Source organism: Bacillus sp. AFS023182 (assembly GCF_002560575.1).
Lineage (GTDB): Bacteria > Bacillota > Bacilli > Bacillales > Bacillaceae_G > Bacillus_A > Bacillus_A arachidis.
This window is the reverse complement of record NZ_NTRO01000022.1, coordinates 69,186-86,780: the sequence shown is the minus strand read 5'-3', so window position 1 is coordinate 86,780 and position 17,595 is coordinate 69,186. Positions and strand designations below refer to the sequence as shown.

The following is a 17,595-nucleotide window of genomic DNA, read 5'->3' as shown; positions in this document are numbered from 1 at the left end:
ATTACGCTAAACATACTCAAAGGTTTCATTTTTTAATATACAAGCATAATTTTATATTTTGAAACGAAAAACACTGCTGTATTCCGCTATTCATTATAGCAATATCACTCTAGAATTTACACAAATCCAGCACAAAAAAACAAACCCCTTTTTCATCAAGGGGTTTGTTCGCTGTCTACAAATTCAGCAATCTTTTGAACAACACCAGGTTCAAGTTGTTCTAAAACAGAAGCTGCTTGTTCTAATGCAGCATCATATTCATATTCACGGAACAATCTCTCTGCATTCTCTAAGCTTTGGGATAAATCCGTATCATGACTACGATAACGATTACCATACTGGATTAGCTTTTCTACTAAATACGCCTGTCCAATTAACTCCTGCGTTTTTTCATATACACCATTTACGATTGCATATGCTTCTTCTAACATGCTATTTACAACCTGCATATTCAGCGGCTTTAATTCTAACTGTCCATAAACACCTTGCATTGCCTCTTGCCCTCTTTGTAAATCTTCCATAATGCTTTCTGGAAGACCTGGTAAGTTAGACTTTTGCATAAAGCGTTTTGCTTCTACAATCATATGACGCATTTCTTGTAACTTTTCACGCGCCTCAAATTCTTCTTTACGCATCGTTTGCAACATCTCTTTATATTCTACATGAAGGACCTTTAATGTTTCACATTGCTCATAAATCTCTTCCAGTTCTTCACGAATGACAGAGAAAGCAATATCTTGCTCAGCAATACGTAATTGCAATACCTCAAAGCGCTTCATTAAAATATGCATTTGTTTTTCAATCAATTTTTGTGACTCAATATCTTTATCTTGCAACTGATAGCTTTGTTTCACAAATTGCGTTTCGGATTTTGTTTCAATTGCTTTTTCATGAATTTCCTCTAAATCTTCATAAACTGTAACTGATTTTTTCTCTACATAATGCTTCGCATGCACTTCTTGTTCTAATTGATCATACAACGTATCCAGACGCTTTTTTAATCCCTCTATTTTCTCATTAGCTTCTGTTATATGAAGTTCTTCCAAATCAATCAGACATGTTTGTAGTTGTTTGTTCATATCTCGTAATTCTTTAGGGATTTCTAAATGATTTAATACATATCCTTGACGCTTCATATCATCATGACCTTGTAATAAATCATCTAATTGTACTGGTAATGTCGCTTGACACTCGACTAATAGATCAGGAACTTCATGAATGATAACTTCTAAGCTCGCTAATCCATCTTCCAAACTTTTTACAATGTCACGCGCCTTTAAATAATCACCGTTTTCTGTTGTCTCATCAAATTCTTGAAATTTCGCCAGTTCTATATCAAGTAACTCTTCAATTTTCTGTTCAGATTTTCCAAACATATGACGATGAGCAAGTACACTTTTTTTCATACTACGATATGTATCACGTAACTCTTCAATCTCCGAACTATTTTTCTCATAGCTCTCTAACAATTGTTGCAACTCATTTAAAATCTCCGTAATGCGGTTATCCGCTTCATCTAAATCACGAATGGATTCACTCATCAAACGCTTTGCTTTTCGGAAGGAAAATTGTGAGGCTGACTTTTGGGCGCTTTCTAATGTTTTATCAGCTTTTGGTAGAAGGTTTGTAACAATTTCATCCCATTCTTCACGCCATTTCCCAAACAGTTCTTCTGTTTGGCCAGTCATATTTAAATCCTTAACCCGTTTCAACTCATCTGCAACAGGTTTATCTTTTATTTCTTGTTTCCACTGCTCAAGTGCTTCAATATCTTTATATAAACGATTTCTTATCACGAGCTCTATCATGAGCAGCACTAGAATAGAGCTTACTACGATGATAACGATCGTCAGGATAGAATCCATGTAAATTAGCCTCCTATTATATCTCTTTTTTTGTCCGTTCCGTTTATGAAATGGAAGGCATTATGTACAAAAAGGGGAATCCCCTATATTTAACAACTAACAATGTACTAATCATATCATGTAATGACGTGTTTTTGACCTAGTTTTTTTTAAAATTTCATGTTTCTTTTGATCCGTTTGTAATATTACTTCCTAAAAATTTCTGTATCTCTTTTTCAAATATTTACTGTAACGCCTTTAATAAGGACATCTCTTCCCTATGTGATATAAAATAAATTACTCTCGTTAACGTTGGTTCCACATGCATAACACGAATCCCAGCTTGCATAGCTTGCTTCACTGCAATTTCTGGTAATAACGTAATACCAAGGCCAGCCCGAACCATCGCAAGCATCGGCTCTGCGTATGATGTTTCTACAGCAATAGTAGGTTTAACACCCATTCCTTTGAATGTTGTCATAATCATTTTTCTGATATCACAAATTTCCGGATAAATAATAAGTTTTTCATGCTGTAAATTCTTTATTTGAATCGTATGTTCGTCTTTATACGCATGTTCATTTGAAACCACGCAAACAATACTTTCTCTTTTTACTTCTTTTGCAAACTTGGCTCCCTCCACTTCCGAATCAATTAACATTGCATCAATCTTTCTCTCACGGAATAACTCCATTAACACTTTCGTATGTTCAATTTGCCACTCTACTTCGTATGTTTCTAATATACTCTTACATTTTGATATGTAATGAGCAGCTAAACTTGGCAATACTCCAATTGAAATCTTTTTCTTTTCTTGATACTCTTTCAGCTCTCCCTTCACTTCATTTATTTGTTCTATAATTGGCTCAATACGTTTTATAAATAGCTCTCCAGCATCTGTTAACTCCACTCCTTGTGTAGAACGTTTTAATAATTTAACTTCTAAATCCGCCTCTAATCTTTGAATTTGTTTACTAAGGGCTGGCTGTGAAATATGCAGACGTTTACTCGCTTTCGATAAACTTCTCGTATGTTTCACTTCAATAAACGATTGCACTGCTTCAAAATCCATCTGATATACACCTCTAACCAAAAGTTATAACCGCTATAACAAATCAATATTTCCTGTCCATAGAAAGTGAGCGCTATACTCATCTCATGCTTATTTTTATGAACTCACTATATCGAAATAAGAAGGAGAAAGATACTCTTGAATAAAAAACAAATACTATTTGGCTCTCTTTTATGCTTACTCGCTGTAACAGCTTGGGGATTTATGTTTCCAGTTATGGCCAGCGCTCTGCAATTTATTGATCCATTCTTTTTCACTACTTTTCGTTACGGATCAGCAGCTATCATTTTTATTATTCTTCTCTTCATAATTGAAGGAAAAAGCGCCTTTCACTTAGAAAAACAAGCTTTCTATTTATTATTCTATGGTACAGTCGGTTTTGCTGGATACGGATTTCTTGTTTTCTACGGACAGCAATTGGCAGGACCTTCTGGGGCTATTCACGCAGCCATGATTCAGTCTCTTATGCCAATACTCGCTTTATTATTACAATGGGTCTTAAAGAAGAAAAAACCACAAAACTATACATTCCTTTGTATGTTTTGTGCACTGATAGGTGTGCTACTTGTTATTTCCAAAGGTAATATTCATATGTTATTTGGAGCAGCAGGACATGTTTCAACAAATATACTTATGCTCTCTGGCGTTATTTGTTGGGTTATTTACACAAACGGCGGTTCTCATTTTCCAACTTGGTCGCCACTTCGCTATACAACACTCACATGTTTATTTGGATCCATTTCGTTAGTTTGTACTGTCATTGTACTAACATATATGAAATTCATTTCCATACCTACATTTTATACAATCGCTACAGTTCGATTTGAACTATTGTATATGTCCATTATCGCTGGTGTTGTCGCCGTCTTTTGCTGGAACATGGGAAATCGCCTTATTTCATCTATTAACGGCATCTTATTTATGAACTTAGTCCCTGTGCTCGCACTTATAGGTTCCATTTTTCGGGGCTATCAAATTGAAAGAATTGAAATAATTGGAGCGATAATTACAATTATCGCTTTACTATGCAACAACTTATGGCAACGAAAACAAGAACGTATACAAGAGGAAATTAAGCCTTGAAACACACGCCACAAAATACCCCCACCTACAATATGGCGGGGGTATTCTACATATGAACTGCTCGCGGCAGAGGATAATACATATGTAGTCTACATAATGTTTGTTCCATCCATTGCTCTACTTCTTTCGTATACATTTCCAAAAAGAATGTTTCTGACGGAAACGAATGCAAGACTTCTGTTATATATTGCGGATATAAATATGGCATGTTTATCATACCCTTTAATTGCGTCATAAACATTGTAAAAGACACTTTCTGAAACTCCTGCTGCATTTGTCCCTGCTTAATGATTTGCTCTATATAATATCTTTCTTTAGAAAAATAAACAGTCATCACTTCCCGGATTAACGTTGTATCAAGTGAAAGCTCACGGTAAAAGAATCGAGTAAGTTCCCGATGTTCAAACTGATAGCGCAAAATGCCTCGTACAATTTGATTCAACACTTCTTTAGCTGGTAAGTACTCTCTTTGTTCAAAAGCCCTCTCAATTACTCCGATATATCCTTCTAAAAAATCCGTTATAAGCTGTTCTAATAAACCTTTCTTTCCAGCAAAATAATATGAAATATTAGCCACATTCACATTCGCCCGCTTTGCAATATCGCGCACCGATGTCCCATCATACCCTTTCGTGTAAAACAACGAAATTGCCGCATCAATTACTTTTTGTTTCGTCTGCTTCACGTGCTCACTTCCTCTCACTCTGAACAGCCATAGTTTAAATTTCTTGACTTTTAAGACAAATTCCTTTAATTTTCTATCGACAAAGTCATATGAAATACAGCGTATTTTGCTATGATTTTACATTTCTCGATAGAAAGGGTGACGTTTCCATGTTTACAAAAGAAAGTTATACAGGCTCACGTGAAGAGCAATACGAAACGGTAATTAAGCAACTTGATGCATTGTTAACTGGTGAATCAAATGTAGTTGCTAACTTAGCAAATGCTTCAGCTCTTTTAAATCAATTCTTAGAGCGTATTAACTGGGTTGGCTTTTATGTAACAGAAGGAACAGGGCTTGTACTTGGACCATTTCAAGGAATGCCAGCATGCGTTCGCATCCCATTTGGGCGCGGTGTTTGCGGCGTAGCAGCTGAAACAAAAACAACACAGCTTGTTGCAGATGTTCATCAATTCCCAGGGCATATCGCATGTGATAGCGCCTCTAATTCCGAAATTGTTGTACCGATTATACAAGAAGGCAACGTCATCGGCGTACTAGATATTGATAGTCCCGAAAAAAACCGTTTCGATGAAGTAGATCAACACTATTTAGAGAAATTTGTGGAAACGCTCCTAAAACATATGTAAAAGAGAAGAGCCATCGATTCCGTAAATCGATGGCTCATTTTTCATTCTCCATTCACATGAGAAAATGTATTCGATAGCTTCTGTAACGCGTACGCTAAATCAGAAACAATATCCTCCCATGATTCTAATCCGACAGACAAGCGTATTAAATTATCAAAAATCCCCATTTCATGTCGTACTGCCGCTGGAATAACAGCGTGCGTCATCGTTGCTGGATGTTGCACTAACGTCTCTGTGTCACCGAGACTCACTGCAATTGTAATGAATTGCAACTCATTCATGAACGCCTGTGCTTCTTCTTTTCCACCTTTAATCGTAAATGAAATCACACCGCCCCCGCGTTTCATTTGGTGAGATGCTAGTTCTCCTTCTGGATACCAAACTGATGCAACACTTTCGTGATTCCGCAAAAACTCTACTACTTTTTCTGCATTCTCACAGTGTCGATCCATTCGTACAGCTAGCGTCTTTAACCCACGTAGCAAGAGCCACGCATCAAAAGGTGCCATAATCCCCCCAATATCTTTTCGAATCGGGCGAATTTGTTCAGCTAGTTCCCTTGTTTTACAAACCGTCACACCTGCAACAACATCCCCATGGCCACCAATATATTTTGTAGCACTATGAAGAACAACATCACAGCCAAGTGTAAGAGGTGTTTGTAAATAAGGTGAGCAAAATGTATTATCGACAATGACAAGCAATTCATTTTGTTTTGCCACTTTAATAACCTTCTCTAAATCGATCAGTCTCATTGTTGGATTAATTGGTGTTTCAACAAATATTATTTTCGTATTCGGACGTATGCTTGACTCAATCTCTTCTTCTGTTTCCATATCACATAGTGAATGGGTAATCATAAATTTCTCTTCTAGTACTTCTAAAAACCCGTACGTACACCCATATAATCCATTCGAGCAAATGATATGATCTCCAGCACGTAAAAACGCAAGAAGTGTCGCCGAAATCGCTGCCATTCCAGAACCGAACGCTAGCGCCGATTCTCCCCCTTCTAAAACAGCCATGCGATCCTCGAACAATTCCACAGTCGGATTTCCAAGTCTCGAATAAATATAAGATGGATCCTGCCCAGCGAAACTCGCTTCTCCTTGCTGCGCTGTTTCAAATGTATACGTTGAAGTTTGAAATAGTGGTGGCGTTAAACTCCCTTTATGCAGCTTGGAATCATACCCGTGATGAATAAGCGCTGTTTCTATATGTTTCTTTTTCATACAAAAATCCCCCTTATGCTCTATTTTATGTAAGCGTTTTCTCTATGTTGCTATCCTTTCTTTCATACGGCTTCGAATTCCTTCTTGCAATTTCCACAATTTCCATGAATAAAACAAAAAAGAACTCGCTTGACGAAATTCCAGCAAAAAGATATAATAGCGTTTGTGTAAAATAAAAAGGCAGCCTTGTAATATGAGTTTATCGTTTGTATTTTGTTCCTCTGTTGTGAGGTGTATCTCGTAACTCCCAGCTGCTGGAGCGAAGGTACATGAAAACAAAATACCCGTAAATATCAATTACGCCTGTTTTTATTTTACGAAAATAAAAACACTAAAGGAGGAGTCAACTATGGCTCGTTATACAGGTCCAGCTTGGAAACTGTCTCGTCGTCTTGGAATCTCTCTAAGCGGCACAGGTAAAGAATTAGAAAAACGCCCTTACGCACCAGGTCCTCACGGTCCTAACCAACGTAAGAAACTTTCTGAATACGGTTTACAATTACAAGAGAAACAAAAACTTCGTCACATGTACGGCATGACTGAGCGTCAATTCCGTCGCACATTTGACCAAGCAGGTAAAATGTCAGGTAAACACGGTGAAAACTTCATGATCCTTCTTGAAGCTCGTCTTGACAACCTAGTTTACCGCATGGGCTTAGCTCGCACTCGTCGCGCTGCTCGTCAATTAGTAAACCACGGTCACATCATGGTAGATGGCGCTCGCGTAGACATCCCATCTTTCCGTGTTAAACCAGGTCAAACAATTAGCGTTCGCGAAAAATCTCGCAGCCTAGCTGTAATCAAAGAAGCAATCGAAGTTAACAACTTCGTACCTGAGTACTTAACTTTCGATGCTGACAAATTAGAAGCTACTTTCACTCGCCATGCAGAGCGCGCTGAATTAGCTGCTGAAATCAACGAAGCATTAATCGTAGAGTTCTACTCTCGTTAATGACAAAAAGCCGATCTTTGGATCGGCTTTTTTCGTTCTTATAGTGCTGTTTAAAAAGGAGGATAAAGATAGNNCTATCTTTATCCTCCTTTTTGAATTTCCTTATATATATAATAATATTATTTATTTTCTTCTTGTTTCTCCACATACACATAGGCATCCTTTGGACTTGTATGTATATCACCTTTTGTATTCTCAGCAAGCTGCCCCACATTTAGCAAAGAAAAGATGATGAGCGCTTCTAGTGACATTTTGTTTTACCACTCCTTTCTTTTTACTTATACTCTTATGATACTCCTTACATGTGATTTTCGTATGAACATGAAAAGGAGATTAAAACAAAAAAGCTTTGAGGATAAATCTCCTCAAAGCTTTTTATTAGTAACGAATTAAGAAATATTTCTTTTTACCGCGGCGGATAATTGTAAATCTACCTTCGATGCGGTCTTTTTCTGTTACAACATAATCCAATGCTTGTGTACGCTCACCGTTTACGTAAATTGCACCATTTGTCACATCTTCACGTGCTTGACGCTTTGATGGTGAAATTTTGCTTTCAACAAGCAAATCGATTAATACTGTATCTTCTGCACTACGCTCTACAGATGGTACATCTTTGAAACCTTGCTCAATTTCGCTTGCAGTTAATTCAGCTACAGAACCGCTAAATAAAGCTGCAGAAATTTTAATAGCTTGTTCTAATGCTTCTGCACCGTGAACAAGTTTTGTCATTTCAGAACCTAAAGCTTTTTGCGCTGCACGTTTTTCTGGTGCTTCAGCTACTTGTTTTTCTAGCTCAAGAATTTCTTCATGAGATAAGAACGTGAAGTATTTCAAGTATTTTACAACATCGCGATCATCTGTGTTAATCCAGAATTGGTAGAACTCGTAAGGCGTTGTTTTTTCTGGGTCTAACCAAATCGCGCCGCCTTCTGTTTTACCAAACTTCGTACCATCAGATTTTGTAACAAGTGGAATTGTTAAACCGAATGCTTTCGCATCTTCTTCTGATTTACGAATTAATTCAAGACCCGCTGTAATGTTACCCCATTGGTCACTACCACCAATTTGCAGACGGCAACCTTGTTGTTGATATAGATTTAAGAAGTCGTATGATTGTAAAATCATATAACTAAATTCAGTAAATGAAATACCTGTTTCTAAACGAGATGCAACTGTATCTTTTGCTAACATGTAGTTTAAACCGAAGTTTTTACCGATGTCACGTAAGAATGTAATTACGTCTAAATTCCCAAGCCAGTCATAGTTATTTGCCATTGTTGCTGGGTTTTCTACATTTTCAAACTCTAAGAAGTTTGAAAGCTGATTTTTAATGCTTTCTGTGTAGTAAGCAACGGTATCTTTCGTATTTAATGTACGTTCTGCTTTTTTACCACTTGGGTCTCCGATCATTCCTGTACCGCCACCAACAAGTGCGATTGGTTGATGACCAGCTAATTGGAAACGACGTAACATTAATACTGGTAGCATATGACCGATGTGTAAGCTGTCCGCTGTTGGGTCAAAGCCACAGTATAATTTTACACTTTCTTTTTCTAATAATTGTTGTAAACCTTCAGCATCTGTTTGCTGATTAATTAGTCCGCGAAATTCAAGATCTTGTAAAATACCCATATCCTACATACTCTCCTTTAAATTAATCGAGCGCGAAATTTGAAAACATAAAAAAATCGCCCCTCAAATAAGGGACGATTTTGATTATCGCGTTACCACCCTAGTTGCAGGCAAAAGCCTACCACCTCATTCACATAACGGCTCAGCACCGTCTTTTCCCTTTTGAATACGATTCAATCGAAAAAAGATGCTCTAGGGGCGTAATTCGCGATCATCTATGTGCTGATTTTCACCGACCATCAGCTCTCTAAAACAGGGAAATGATCACTACTTCTCCCTTTCCACGCTCAATTATTTATATACTTTTCTTTATATCATTATTTGTATAGGCGTGTCAAATAGAGGTGGAAGTTTCTTAGTCTTCCATTCCTTTACAAACTCGCGATTAATATCGTAATAAGAGAAAGAATTGGAACACCAGCTAATAGTGAAACATGAAAGACAATCATAAACTTATACAAACAAAGGAGACAACTGGTTCAAAATTCAATTTATTTTTTTAATGATTTTCGCAGGATTCCCACCAACTACAACATTTTCAGGAACATCCTTCGTTACAACTGCACCAGAAGCAATAACGGCATTGTCACCAATTGTGACACCAGGATTAATAATCGCTCGTCCGCCAATCCATACGTTATTTCCTATTGTAACTGGTTTACCAAATTCAGCACCGCTTATGCGCTCGATTGGATCAAGCGGATGTGTAGCCGTATAAATATGTACACCAGGAGCTAACATACAGTTATCACCAATAGTAACTGGACATACATCTAAAATGACACAATCAAAGTTCGCGTAAAAATTTTCACCAACATGAATGTTATAGCCGTAATCACATTTGAAAGAAGATTCAATGTGAATGTTGTCACCTGTGGATCCAAACAATTCTTTTACTAGCAAACTACGTTCTTCAGACTTTGTTTCCGGTGTTTCATTTAATTTTCTTGTTAATATACGAGCCAGTTCCCTGTCTTGTACTAATACTGGATCAGCTGGTACGTACATTTCACCTTGGATCATCTTTTCTTTTTCCGGTTTCATGATTCCCTTCCCCCAAACACGTATATATAAGTTATTTTCCTTATGATAACACAAAAAAAGAAAGGTCTGAACGAAATAATACATTCAGACCTTTCCTTCTTAATCTTCCATCGTTGATAAATCACCTGTCGGTAAGTTTAACTCCCACGCTTTTAACACGCGTCGCATAATTTTACCACTTCTCGTTTTCGGTAATTTATCGCGGAATTCAATTTGTCTCGGCGCTGCATGAGCTGCTAAGCCTTTTTTCACAAATTGACGAATCTCTTCTTTTAATTCATCAGATGCTTCATATCCTGCGCGTAGCGCGATAAATGCTTTAATAATTTCACCGCGCACTGGGTCTGGAATACCAATTACACCCGCTTCTGCTACTGCAGAGTGTTCAATTAATTTACTTTCTACTTCAAATGGGCCAACGCGCTCACCAGACGTCATGATTACATCATCAATACGTCCTTGGAACCAGAAGTAGCCATCTTCATCCATATAAGCAGAGTCACCCGATACATACCAATCTCCTGGCATAAAGTAAGACTCATATTTTTGCGGATTGTTCCAAACAGCGCGCATCATTGATGGCCATCCCTTAGCAATCGCTAAGTTCCCCATTGTATATGGCGGCACTTCATTCCCTTCATTATCAACAATTGCTGCCTTCACACCTGGAATTGGTTTCCCCATTGAACCAGGGCGAATTTCCATACAAGGATAGTTACAGATTACTTGTCCTCCTGTTTCTGTCATCCACCATGTATCATGAATTCGAAGGCCGAATGCGTTCATTCCCCAGCGAATTACTTCTGGGTTTAATGGTTCACCAACACTTAGTACGTGACGTAGTGCTGATAAATCGTACTTCTTAATTTCTCCGTCGCCAGCTCCCATTAACATGCGGAATGCTGTTGGTGCACTGTACCAAACTGTTACACCGTAATCTTGCAACGCTTCGTACCATGCCGCTGGGCTAAAGCGACCTCCTAAAACGACATTTGATCCACCTACTAACCACGGTGCAAAAATGCCGTAGGCAGTTCCTGTCACCCAGCCTGGGTCAGCTGTGCACCAGTATACATCGTCTTCTTTTAAATCGAGCACCCATTTTGCCGTTTGATAATGCTGCACCATCGCATTTTGCGCATGGAGAACGCCCTTTGGCTTCCCTGTAGAACCGGACGTATAATGAAGAATTAATCCATCTTCGCGGTCTAACCATTCAATTTGCAATTTATTAGAAGCTTGTTCAAATAATGGATTAAACGCAACAAGTTTTCCGCCTTCTTCTACATTCTCTCCAACAAGAAAGACTGTTTTTAACGCTGGTAAATCATTAAGCGGAACACGCTCTAACAATTCAGGTGTTGTAATTAGCACTTTTGCTTCGCTATCTTCTAAGCGATCTCGTACTGCCCCTTCCATAAATGCTTCAAATAACGGGCCAACAATCGCTCCTAATTTCACTGCACCGAGAAGTGCAAAATATAATTCTGGTGAACGCGGCATAAAAATAAAGACGCGATCGCCTTTTTCTACATCACCATAGTTTTTCAGGACATTTCCCGCTTTGTTGGAGAACTCCTTCATTTCTTTAAACGTATATTTCTCTTTACGCGATCCGTCTTGATAATACAGGGCCACTTTATTTTTTCGATCAGATTTCGCATGTCTATCAATTGCCTCATATGCCATGTTTACTCGGCCTGTTTCAAACCAAGAAAAGTTTTTATTAACCTCTTCCCAGTTGAAATTTGCATATGCTTCTTTATAATCAAGCAAATTATTTTTTCCTTTAATAACAGGAAGTGTTTCTACTTTCATACTTTACATCCCCCTCCTATGTATTCTATTATCTATTATAATAACATTATTTAAAATTTTCAGTATTTTTGTTGATTTTTAGACAAATTTTTACTGACAAAATTCGATTCACATCGCATATACTGTAAGATACGATATAAAGTAGATTCACAAACCCTCAAGGTGGTGAGCAAAACATTGATTCATAAAAAAATATATAATGCAAGAAACTTAAAAACAGCAAAAGGAACCTTAATTATCGAAGGTCCTGTGTCCACCCATAATCTTGAAATGTATGAATTTCATCCAGATTTAGTTGCATTCCGTCCTGCCGAACAACAATATAAAGCAATTGTCGAAATTTCTAAATTACCAGAAGCTCGTCTCATTATTGCTAGACATGATCAAACGATTGTTGGCTATGTTACATACCTATATCCGGATCCATTAGAACGATGGTCAGAAGGAAAAATGGACGATTTAATTGAACTTGGAGCAATTGAGGTCGTTCCAGCATTTCGCGGATGCTCTGTTGGAAAAAATCTATTAGAAGTTTCTATGATGGATGATCATATGGAAGATTATATTATATTAACGACTGAATATTATTGGCACTGGGATTTAAAACAAACTGGTTTAAATGTTTGGGAATACCGAAAAGTGATGGAGAAAATGATGAATGCTGGTGGCTTACAATGGATGGCAACGGATGACCCAGAAATTTGTTCTCACCCTGCTAACTGCTTAATGGTCCGCATTGGCAACCGTGTTGATACAAACTCCATCCAAGCATTTGACCGCTTACGCTTTCAAAATCGGTTTATGTACTAAGAAAGGGGGCATATGGAATGATTGTAGAAGAAATTATGAATCATGATGTAATTACACTGCAACCAGATGACACAATTGAAACCGCAATCCGAACAATACGTACAAAGGGCATTCGTCACATTCCAATTGTTGGTCATAACAACAACGTAGTCGGCATTATTTCCGACCGCGACGTACGTGATGCAAGTCCCTCAATTCTCGATGAAGAAGTTTCAAAGGATATGCTTAAGCAACCGATTCAATTAATTATGAAACAACCTGTTATGACATGCCATCCTCTCGATTTTGTTGAGGAAATTGCAACGCTATTTTTTGAAAATAAAATCGGCTGTCTTCCTGTTACAAAGGGTGGTAAACTTGTTGGAATCATATCGGAATCCACAGTATTGCATACACTCGTCAAGCTAACAGGTGCTCATCAACCAAGTTCACAAATTGAAATTCAAGTAAAAAATGAACCTGGTATTCTTGGAAAAGTCGTTGCGATTTTTAGTGAATTACACATTAATATTGTGAGCGTTCTCGTCTATCCAGCAAAAGATGAGAATGAGAAAGTACTCGTTTTCCGCATCCAAACAATGAATCCGCTAAGAGTGATTGAAGCGTTAGAGAAAAAAGGCTACCATGTTTTATGGCCAAATATAATGGGGATGCAAGCATGACGAGCGCCTTCATTTATTCAGATGATTTTCGGGGCTATTCCTTTAGCCCTGAACATCCCTTTAATCAGCTCCGCGTTACACTCACTTACGATTTATTAGAAAAAAGCGGGCTTATTCATCCTTCTCAAGTCATTCCACCGCGAATGGCAACAGATGAGGAGATTGCTTTCATTCATACAGAGGAATACATAAATGCGGTAAAACGTGCTGGAGAAGGAAAATTAGAACAATCAGTCGCAATTTCATATGGTCTTGGGACAGAAGATACACCAATGTTTCCCAATATGCATGAAGCAAGTGCCTTACTTGTTGGTGGGACATTAACAGCTGTAGATGCCGTACTTTCAGGTCAAGTAAAGCATGCATTAAATTTAGGCGGTGGACTGCACCACGGATTCCGAGGTAAAGCATCCGGTTTTTGTATTTATAACGATAGCTCTATCGCTATAAAATATATGCAGAAAAAATATGGCTTGCGCGTTTTATACATTGATACAGATGCCCATCACGGTGATGGTGTACAATGGTCCTTTTATGATGACCCTAACGTCTGCACCATTTCACTACATGAAACCGGGCGCTATTTATTTCCTGGAACCGGTGCTGTAAATGAACGCGGCCAAGGCATGGGCTACGGTTATTCTTTTAACGTTCCACTCGATGCCTTTACAGAAGACGAATCTTTTTTACATTCTTATCGCACTGTTGTAAAAGAAGTCGCAGCTTACTTTAAACCAGATATCATTTTAACGCAAAACGGAGCCGATGCACATTATTATGATCCCCTTACTCACCTTTGTGCAACAATGCAAATTTATCATGAAATTCCAAAGCTTGCTCATGAAATCGCCAATGAGTACTGCGATGGACGCTGGATTGCGGTTGGCGGTGGCGGCTACGACATATGGCGCGTCGTTCCAAGAGCATGGGCACTCATTTGGCTCGAAATGAACAACATCCAAAACATCTCAGGTTATCTCCCTCCAGAATGGATTGAAACTTGGAAAGGACAAGCACCTACCCGACTTCCGCTTACATGGGAAGACCCTAACAACATGTATAACCCCATCCCTCGAAAACCAGAAATTGAAGAAAAAAATGCATTAACAGTGGCAAAATGCCTCGAGATTATTCGGAATAATACGAAAAAGGCTTTATATTAATTTACAAGAATAGGAGGTTTTCTCCTATTCTTTTTCATGAAAGGTGATATCTTATGTGGAAAGGACAACTCATACATACGAAACGCGGTACTTTTGAAATCTTTATAAAAGGCAGCGGAGAACCACTTTGTATTACTCATCATTACTCACAATTTAACGAAACCGGTGATTATTTTGCGGAGAGCTTTACTCTTACTCACCGTGTTTTTCTTATCAACTTGCGAGATGCTGGTCGTTCTACGAAAGCTACAAGGGAAAATGAATTAAGCATGAGTGAGACAATTAAAGACTTAGAGGCTATAAAAGAAACATTACAATTTTCATCATGGCATTTCGCTGGTCATTCTACAGGAGGGATGCTTGGACTGCTATACGCTATTACTTTCCCAGACTCCTTGCAATCCTTAGTTGTTGTCGGTGCCGCTGCTAGTAACTACACAAAAACACCAGATTGTATTTATCATCCAGACCATCCACAATTTCAATATATGCAAGACATTATCGAAGAACTGAAACTCTCTCATCTTACACAAGAAGAGCGAAGTGCATTATCAACCAAGCGAACAAAGTTATCTTTATATGAACCCGAACACTACAAAATATATTTTTCAAAACCTATTTATAAAATAATGGCAGTAAGTCGAATGAATGCTTTTGCTAAAGAATATCTACACTTTGATTTGAAAGATCAGCTTTCATCTATCATAGTAAACACATTAATTATTTGTGGGAAACACGATGTTCAGTGCCCCTTGCAATATTCAATAGAGATGCACGAAAGTATACCAAATTCTATATTTATTCCATTTGAGTATAGTAACCATTATCCTTTTTTAGAAGAAAGCAATCGTTTTGCATCTATCATTAAAACCTTCTATAAATCATTACAGCACGAAAGCAGCAAGTACTAAATCACTTGCTGCTGGTTTAAAACTTTTCTTTATTTCGCTACAAACGCCACCTGATTTGCAGTTGCCCAGCCATTCATCGGTACAACTGTATATTTCTTACCTGGCTGCAACGTTGCACCATTTTGTAAATCAAAGATTCCTACTGCTCCTTTCCGAGAAGAAAAACGATATTGTGCTTCTACTCGATTTCCATCTTCACCTTGTAATTCTACTTTTCGGCCAGCAAACAGTTCCATACTTGGATCTTTCCCTAATGTAATTTGGATTGACTTATTATCTATCGCTTCAGCGCTTTGAATCGCAAGTGGCTCAATAGTTTCCGCAGTAAAAGTCGGATTCTTAATCGTCGCCCAATCCGATGTTATTGTATACGTCACACCTGGTTGTAACGTTTGGCCAGCAGGTAGACGAAACTTAGGTGCTTGTCTGCCATCTGCGGCTTGTGTAAACGGAACATACCCTACTACAATTTGTTCTCCTGCACTTGATGTAATGGTTAGTTTTCGATCACGTAGTGAAGAAATAATTTGATATTGTTTTCCTTCTTTATCTTTATTTTCTTCATCTAATTGAAACGCTTGATCTCCTCTTCCAGCTTTGTATGCCTCAATAATGTTTGCATAATCTGTCACGCCATCTTCTAAAAATGATTCAATTTCAAACGTATCATTTGTCACTTGTTTCGCTTGGCGAACATTAATTTTTTCAGTACTCGCCTCGAATTTCTCTTTTTTTCCACCTTTATAACTCACCTTATATGCTGTACCGGGTTTTTGAACTGTAACAGGTACAATATATGTACTTGTGGCACCTGTTTTTAATCGTGGTACATTCACAATTTCTAAACCATTATCAAAAACAAAATTTTTCTTAATTGCCTCTAAATTTTCTAATTTCACCTCTTCTTTTGATAAAGGTTTAGAAAATGTCAGTTGCAATGTCATCGCGTTTAATGGCTGTAATTTTGTAATCTGCGCTTCTTGCTTCTTCTTTTCTTTTTTCGCTTCTTGTTTTGTCTCCTGTTTTGCTTCTGCTTTCGTTTCCCCTTGCGCACATCCTGTTACCATTACTGTAAAGCCAATCATAGCTGGTACTAAAAATTTTATTGTTTTCATCCTCATCAAACCTCCAAATAATTATTTTCATTTCATATTCAACCACCTCGTGCACATATAACAGATACCTGTTTCCTCATATCTTCTTATCTGTTCACTTTGTTCCTGTGATACCTATAGTAGATGGCAAGTATAAATTGCCAATAAATAAATTCTTAAAAAAAGATTAAATAAAGGTAATATATTTTTAATTCTGTTGACCTTACTTCCCTTAAACATAAAAAACCTGTCAATACTTTGACAGGTTCACTATACGTTAAAGCGATATCCAGCTCCCCACACCGTTTCAATATATTGCGGATTAGCAGGATCTCTTTCAATTTTTTCACGTAACTTCCGCACATGAACAACAACTGTAGCTAAATCTCCAGCTGAATCTAATCCCCAAATACGTTCAAATAACTGTTCCTTATTTAACACTTGATTCGGGTTCAGCACAAAAAATGTAAGTAAATCAAATTCTTTTGTTGTAAAAGCAACTTCTTCATTGTTTATGAATACTTTTCTCGCTCGTTGATCAATAGAAATCCCATGTATGTGTAACATATCTCTCTGCTTGATCATATTTCCAGACAATCTTTCATAACGGGCAATATGTGCTTTTACTCTTGCAACTAATTCGCTTGGACTGAACGGCTTTGTAATATAATCATCAGCCCCTAGTCCAAGCCCACGGATTTTATCGATGTCTTCTTTTTTAGCTGAAACAAGCAAAATAGGAATATCTTTCACAGCACGTATTTGTTTACAAATTTCAAATCCATTCATTTTTGGAAGCATGATATCTAAAATAATTAGATCATATTGTTCCTGTAAAGCGCATTGCAATCCTGTTTCACCTGAATGTTGTACATCCACGTGAAAATCATGAATCTCTAAATAATCTCGCTGTAATTCTGCAATACTTACCTCATCTTCAATTAGTAAAATCCTCTTCACT

General features: G+C 37.7%; 17 protein-coding genes and 1 other annotated feature. Of the genes, 7 read left to right on the top strand and 10 right to left on the bottom strand.

Annotation, left to right across the window (positions count from 1 at the left end):
- Positions 1–155 precede the first annotated feature (155 nt).
- Positions 156–1,865 (bottom strand): septation ring formation regulator EzrA, encoded by a 1,710-nt coding sequence (gene ezrA, locus CN288_RS11495; RefSeq protein WP_026593684.1) that lies wholly within the window; start codon positions 1,863–1,865, stop codon positions 156–158.
- 223 nt (positions 1,866–2,088) lie between these two features.
- On the bottom strand, positions 2,089–2,916 hold the full coding sequence (locus CN288_RS11490; protein WP_026593685.1) for a LysR family transcriptional regulator: 828 nt from the start codon (positions 2,914–2,916) through the stop codon (positions 2,089–2,091).
- Positions 2,917–3,054: 138 nt separating this feature from the next.
- Here CN288_RS11490 and CN288_RS11485 point away from each other — a divergent pair, with 138 nt between their 5' ends.
- Positions 3,055–3,999 (top strand): DMT family transporter, encoded by a 945-nt coding sequence (locus CN288_RS11485; protein ID WP_026593686.1) that lies wholly within the window; start codon positions 3,055–3,057, stop codon positions 3,997–3,999.
- A gap of 46 nt (positions 4,000–4,045) precedes the next feature.
- On the opposite strand, the gene refZ is transcribed toward CN288_RS11485, so the two are convergent.
- Positions 4,046–4,684, bottom strand: coding sequence for a forespore capture DNA-binding protein RefZ (refZ, locus tag CN288_RS11480; RefSeq protein WP_026593687.1), 639 nt, complete (start codon positions 4,682–4,684; stop codon positions 4,046–4,048).
- A gap of 149 nt (positions 4,685–4,833) precedes the next feature.
- On the opposite strand from refZ, the gene CN288_RS11475 reads away from it, so the two are divergent.
- On the top strand, positions 4,834–5,313 hold the full coding sequence (locus CN288_RS11475; RefSeq protein WP_026593688.1) for a GAF domain-containing protein: 480 nt from the start codon (positions 4,834–4,836) through the stop codon (positions 5,311–5,313).
- A gap of 41 nt (positions 5,314–5,354) precedes the next feature.
- On the opposite strand, the gene megL is transcribed toward CN288_RS11475, so the two are convergent.
- Positions 5,355–6,545, bottom strand: a complete 1,191-nt coding sequence (megL, locus tag CN288_RS11470; RefSeq protein ID WP_090687926.1) for a methionine gamma-lyase — start codon at positions 6,543–6,545, stop codon at positions 5,355–5,357.
- A gap of 349 nt (positions 6,546–6,894) precedes the next feature.
- Here megL and rpsD point away from each other — a divergent pair, with 349 nt between their 5' ends.
- Positions 6,895–7,497, top strand: a complete 603-nt coding sequence (gene rpsD, locus CN288_RS11460; protein WP_026593690.1) for a 30S ribosomal protein S4 — start codon at positions 6,895–6,897, stop codon at positions 7,495–7,497.
- Positions 7,498–7,616: 119 nt separating this feature from the next.
- Here the strand turns inward: rpsD and CN288_RS11455 are convergent, their stop codons facing one another.
- The 4 genes from CN288_RS11455 to acsA form a co-directional block, all read right to left on the bottom strand.
- Positions 7,617–7,748: a transporter gene (locus tag CN288_RS11455; protein WP_098302299.1), complete on the bottom strand. Its 132-nt coding sequence runs from the start codon at positions 7,746–7,748 to the stop codon at positions 7,617–7,619.
- 127 nt (positions 7,749–7,875) lie between these two features.
- Positions 7,876–9,132, bottom strand: coding sequence for a tyrosine--tRNA ligase (tyrS, locus tag CN288_RS11450; protein ID WP_026593692.1), 1,257 nt, complete (start codon positions 9,130–9,132; stop codon positions 7,876–7,878).
- Between the two features lie 67 nt (positions 9,133–9,199).
- Positions 9,200–9,425 (bottom strand) — a binding site (T-box leader).
- Positions 9,426–9,618: 193 nt separating this feature from the next.
- A complete protein-coding gene (locus CN288_RS11440; protein ID WP_026593693.1) occupies positions 9,619–10,176 on the bottom strand; it encodes a maltose acetyltransferase domain-containing protein in 558 nt (185 codons plus the stop codon).
- Positions 10,177–10,275: 99 nt separating this feature from the next.
- Positions 10,276–11,994, bottom strand: coding sequence for an acetate--CoA ligase (gene acsA, locus CN288_RS11435; protein WP_026593694.1), 1,719 nt, complete (start codon positions 11,992–11,994; stop codon positions 10,276–10,278).
- A 177-nt stretch (positions 11,995–12,171) separates the two neighbouring features.
- Here acsA and acuA point away from each other — a divergent pair, with 177 nt between their 5' ends.
- The 4 genes from acuA to CN288_RS11415 are packed head-to-tail and all read left to right on the top strand — an operon-like array spanning position 12,172 to position 15,540.
- Positions 12,172–12,804 (top strand): acetoin utilization protein acetyltransferase AcuA, encoded by a 633-nt coding sequence (acuA, locus tag CN288_RS11430; RefSeq protein ID WP_026593695.1) that lies wholly within the window; start codon positions 12,172–12,174, stop codon positions 12,802–12,804.
- 17 nt (positions 12,805–12,821) lie between these two features.
- On the top strand, positions 12,822–13,466 hold the full coding sequence (locus CN288_RS11425; RefSeq protein ID WP_026593696.1) for an acetoin utilization AcuB family protein: 645 nt from the start codon (positions 12,822–12,824) through the stop codon (positions 13,464–13,466).
- A complete protein-coding gene (locus CN288_RS11420) occupies positions 13,463–14,629 on the top strand; it encodes an acetoin utilization protein AcuC (RefSeq protein ID WP_081811109.1) in 1,167 nt (388 codons plus the stop codon). The genes CN288_RS11425 and CN288_RS11420 overlap by 4 nt, the downstream gene beginning before the upstream one ends.
- 53 nt (positions 14,630–14,682) lie before the next feature.
- Positions 14,683–15,540: an alpha/beta fold hydrolase gene (locus tag CN288_RS11415; protein WP_026593698.1), complete on the top strand. Its 858-nt coding sequence runs from the start codon at positions 14,683–14,685 to the stop codon at positions 15,538–15,540.
- Between the two features lie 29 nt (positions 15,541–15,569).
- Here the strand turns inward: CN288_RS11415 and CN288_RS11410 are convergent, their stop codons facing one another.
- Positions 15,570–16,655, bottom strand: a complete 1,086-nt coding sequence (locus CN288_RS11410) for a hypothetical protein (protein ID WP_098302298.1) — start codon at positions 16,653–16,655, stop codon at positions 15,570–15,572.
- A 249-nt stretch (positions 16,656–16,904) separates the two neighbouring features.
- A complete protein-coding gene (locus tag CN288_RS11405) occupies positions 16,905–17,594 on the bottom strand; it encodes a response regulator transcription factor (RefSeq protein ID WP_035415654.1) in 690 nt (229 codons plus the stop codon).
- Position 17,595: the final 1 nt, after the last annotated feature.